This window comes from Paraclostridium benzoelyticum (assembly GCF_001006285.1).
Taxonomy (GTDB): Bacteria; Bacillota; Clostridia; order Peptostreptococcales; family Peptostreptococcaceae; genus Paraclostridium; species Paraclostridium benzoelyticum.
The window spans coordinates 1-4393 of sequence record NZ_LBBT01000014.1 but is presented as its reverse complement, the minus strand read 5'-3'; the positions used below and the strand labels follow the sequence as shown (position 1 = coordinate 4393).

At 28.7% G+C, this 4393-nt stretch carries 3 protein-coding genes and 1 other annotated feature; of the genes, 1 reads left to right on the top strand and 2 read right to left on the bottom strand.

Annotated features, from left to right (window positions below):
* The first annotated feature begins 120 nt into the window (after positions 1-120).
* The gene (locus tag VN21_RS00700; RefSeq protein WP_046821571.1) at positions 121-1500 is read left to right on the top strand and encodes a GntP family permease; all 1380 of its coding nucleotides are present in this window, start codon (positions 121-123) and stop codon (positions 1498-1500) included.
* A gap of 69 nt (positions 1501-1569) precedes the next feature.
* Here the strand turns inward: VN21_RS00700 and VN21_RS00695 are convergent, their stop codons facing one another.
* A complete protein-coding gene (locus VN21_RS00695) occupies positions 1570-2136 on the bottom strand; it encodes a tryptophan transporter (protein WP_052951930.1) in 567 nt (188 codons plus the stop codon).
* A gap of 145 nt (positions 2137-2281) precedes the next feature.
* Positions 2282-2537, bottom strand: a binding site (T-box leader).
* 144 nt (positions 2538-2681) lie between these two features.
* Positions 2682-4214: a M4 family metallopeptidase gene (locus VN21_RS00690; RefSeq protein WP_046821569.1), complete on the bottom strand. Its 1533-nt coding sequence runs from the start codon at positions 4212-4214 to the stop codon at positions 2682-2684.
* Positions 4215-4393 lie beyond the last annotated feature (179 nt).

Sequence of the window (4393 nt, the reverse complement as noted above, 5' to 3'; positions counted from 1 at the left end):
AAATAATTATCATTATTATTAATGTTTTATATATTTTTTACCGGGTAAAATAAATAGGTATGATATACCTTATAAAATAACGAAAGGAGATTGTCATAATTTTTATGACATTAATTAATAATGTTTAGCATCTTAGGATTAATTTTATCATTGATACTTATCATGTACCTTGCTTATAAAGGTTACTCAACAATAATAACAGCTCCAATAATTGCTCTATTAACAATAATTCTTACTACAGGATTTAATAGCCATCTAATGGCAAATTATACAGAAATATATATGGTCGGATTTGCAAATTTTATAAAAAACTACTTCCCTCTTTTTATGACCGGTGCGGTTTTTGCAAAATTAATGGAGGAAGCTGGATATGCAAAATCTATAGCTCACTTTATAACTAAGAAAATTGGAAAAAATAAATCTGTATTAGCAGTTGTTTTATCTGGATCACTTCTTACATATGGAGGGGTTTCCTTATTTGTTGTTGCATTTATACTTTATCCAATTGCATCTATGTTATTTAAAGAAGCTGATATTCCTAAAAGGCTTATACCTGGAACTATAGCTCTCGGTGCATTTACATTTACAATGACAGCTATGCCCGGATCTCCAGAAATTCAAAATGTTATACCCATGAAATACTTTGGAACAGATACATTTGCAGCCCCTGTTATAGGAATTTTTGCAAGTATTTTAATGCTAACACTTGGAATGTTATGGCTTACTAAACGCGTTAAATCTGCTAGAAAAAATAACGAAGGTTACGGTAACTATAATGATAATTCTGTTGAGGAAAATTATGAAAATTTACCTACTATTTTTAAAGCTTTTACTCCTATAATTATAATTTTTGTTACTAATTTATTCTTTTCAAAAATCTATTATGAAAATATAGATGGTGAATACTTAAGTAGCTTTAATACTACTTTAAGTAATGTTTCTGGAACTTGGAGTGTTATAATTGCAATAGTCCTAGCTGATTTATTTATAATATTAACTAACTACAAAAACATAAAAAATTTAAAATCAGTTCTAGATATAGGTGTTTCTAATTCCTTCAGACCACTTCTTAATTCAAGCGCAATTGTTGGATATGGAAGTGTTGTAAAATCATTAGCAGTATTTAGTGTTATTCAAACATTTATTTTTGGTATTTCATCAAATCCAATAATATCAGAAGCTTTATCAGTAAACTTAATTTGTGGACTTACGGCTTCAGCTTCAGGAGGACTTGGAATATCCCTTGATGCACTTGCACCTACTTATTTACAAATGAGTCATGCTTTAAATATTTCTCCTGAAATTCTCCATAGAATAGCTTCTCTTTCTTCTGGTGGTTTAGATACTCTCCCTCATAATGGCGCTGTAATTACTACACTTGCTATTTGCGGATTAACTCATAAAGAGTCTTATAAAGATATTTTCATTACTTCTGTAGTTATACCTATTTTAACAACTGCTATAGTTGTAATATTAATATCTCTTAAATTTACAGTTTAATTATATAAGAAGAGATTATTATTTTTAAAACATCTCTTCTTATATAAAAATAATTTAACATTTAAAAACTTATTTACTTATACTTTTTAAGTCCTTATATCCGATTCTTTTTACAGAAATACTTACTACCTTTATTAAAAACAATCCACAAACTAAATTAATTAAAACTGCAGGGACTACTGCTATTAAAAATAATGATTTAAAAGTACCAGGTAATCCTACTAAAATTAATGCAGATAATAAAAAGGTTGCTCCACTTACTAATGTTCCTATTGGCAATATTATTAAAGATATTATAAAATCTTGAGTTTTTTCTCTAAATTTTTTTATAAATGGGAACTTATACATAATAAATACTAAAACATATATTATATTTGTTGTAATAATTTTATCTAATATATTCGGTAATTGTCCTCCTGGAAACTTTGTAGTCAATGCAGTAAAAATTCCAGTTATAACTCCACATACAAGTGAAGTTTTATAATCATCTTTATTTAAAATTATTATAGTAAATAACATTATTAATGTCATATCTGGCTGAATTGGCAACCCGATAGTTGGTGTTATTTGATGCAATAGTAGCCCAATCGCTAGTAGTAGAGAATTTAAAACTAATTTTCTTGTATTTGTTTTCATAATTATGTCCTCCTAGTTTTTTTAAATTGTTATTATTTTTCATTGTAAATTTCCAATGATATAAATCACCGTCTTTTGAGGTACCTGTTCACATCATATTTATCACCACCTTTAATTTTTTGAATTAAAAAACTCCGTCCTATATTAATAGGACGGAGTCTATCCGCGTTGCCACCTAATTTACGTACAAAAAATTATTTGTACATCACTCAATTTCAGGTACTGTCATACCCTATTCGCTATAACGTGCGACACACGGTAAAGTCTACTATCACATACTTGTGATTTCAATTTACTCCTCAAAGGCCCATTCACTAAATCACTTCTTGCTAAGATTCCACCACCCTCAGCTCTCTATATTGAACCTAAATTTAGCTACTATCCCTTTTCTCAGGATTTATATTAAAGTTATTTAAAATAATAATCTATACAACTTTATTTGTCAATTTATTTTTTAATAACTACTCATATCATATATAAATTAATATGATTTATTTATATGAGGTGTATATTAAAAAGTTTACTAATTTATTTTAAGACTTAGATTATTTTACTCCAACTTGATCCCATGCAGCTTTAACATCATTAGCTACTTGATCTCCATAAAGATCTTTTGCTGATTGAATTAAAGAACTTTTAGCATCTTTAAATTGTGATTGTCTTGTTAGATATTGAGTAAGAGCTCTATAGTATACTTTCTCTGCTTTTTCTTTTCCTATCTTAGTTATAGTGTTGTATGCTGCTTTGTTAGGTATACCACTATTTATATGAACTCCACCTCTATCATAATATATACTATAGTTTTTATAGTCTTTCATATTTGCTGGTTGTCCATGTTTTGTAGGATCTTGTAAGTCTCTTATAGCTTCACCAGGTGTTTTATATAAATCTTCTCCCATTTGCCAGTCATCACTATCTACAAAATAACCAAATACATCTGAGAATGATTCATTTAATGCTCCTGGTTGATATTGGTAAACTAAATCAGCTGATGATGATGTAACTCCATGTGTTATCTCATGGGCAATAACATCATTTGCTGCTGTAAACGAGTTTTCTGTTTTTTGATCTCCATCACCATAAATCATCTCTGCTCCAGTCCAAGCTGCATTGCTCCAATTTCCCCCGTATTCTGGGTCTGGAACATGTATATATGAATTTATATCTCCACCATTACCATCATAACTTTCTCTATTATGAGTATCTTTGTAATAGTTATAAACTTGATTTGTAAAATAGTGAGCATCTACAGCTGCTTTATCTTGATCGAAAAAATTCTTTATATTTGAAATGACATTCCCAATTATATTATCTCCTTGGAAAGACTCAAATCCTATAGTCGTTATTTTCCCTTTATGAGTACTATCTATCATTTGGAAATTACCATTATCTTCAGTTATATTTAAAGGAGTTTTAACTTGTCCATCCGAACCAATTCCGCTACCTGTTGCTTGAGCTGCTTCCTCTAAAACATTTTGTTTTTCAACTACATTACCATTTTCTGCATCTACTTTAATTATCCAGTGAGCAGGTTCTGGAACAGTGTATGCTAAGTCTAATGCATATACTGCTCTATTACTTTTTTCATCAACAACAATTTTAGCGTCTTGTACTACATCTTTACCTGATAAATTTTTAACTTCATCGCGTGATTTTTCTATTGATTTGAAAGCTGACTCAATAGCTTTATCTTTATCTATTTTAGTTTCATTTTTAACTTCCAATTTACCTTGATCTAAATCCCCATTTACAAAAACAACTTTTCCAGTTTTATCTGTGTGTATCTTAACCTCAGCTGTATCTGCAAAATAACCATCAGCTTTAGGTTTTAGAGTATAATGAGTAAATCCTAAGTCATCTTTTTCTTTTTTAACTAATTCATATTGATCTGCATTATCTTTTACCTTGTAATCTTCAGATACATTTTTTAATACATCTTTTAAATCTTTATCTGCTGTAACATTATAAGCTTGAGGTAATTCTTCCTTAGTTTGACTATCTGCAAAACTTACTGTAGGTGCTAAAAATCCGCAAGATAACCCTGCAATTGTTAAAATAGCTAAATTTCTTTTAAACATTAAAACCCATCTCCCTTGTTAAATTTTTAATTAATACTTTTGAAAATTTTAACCCTAACTTAAATAACATTAAATTAATGCATAAAAAATATTAGTTAAGCCTTCAGACTGTCATTTTGAAATTTTTGTTTTTGTAAAAATTTAAGAGGAATGTTTTTAGAATACAGTTTGGTATAAAA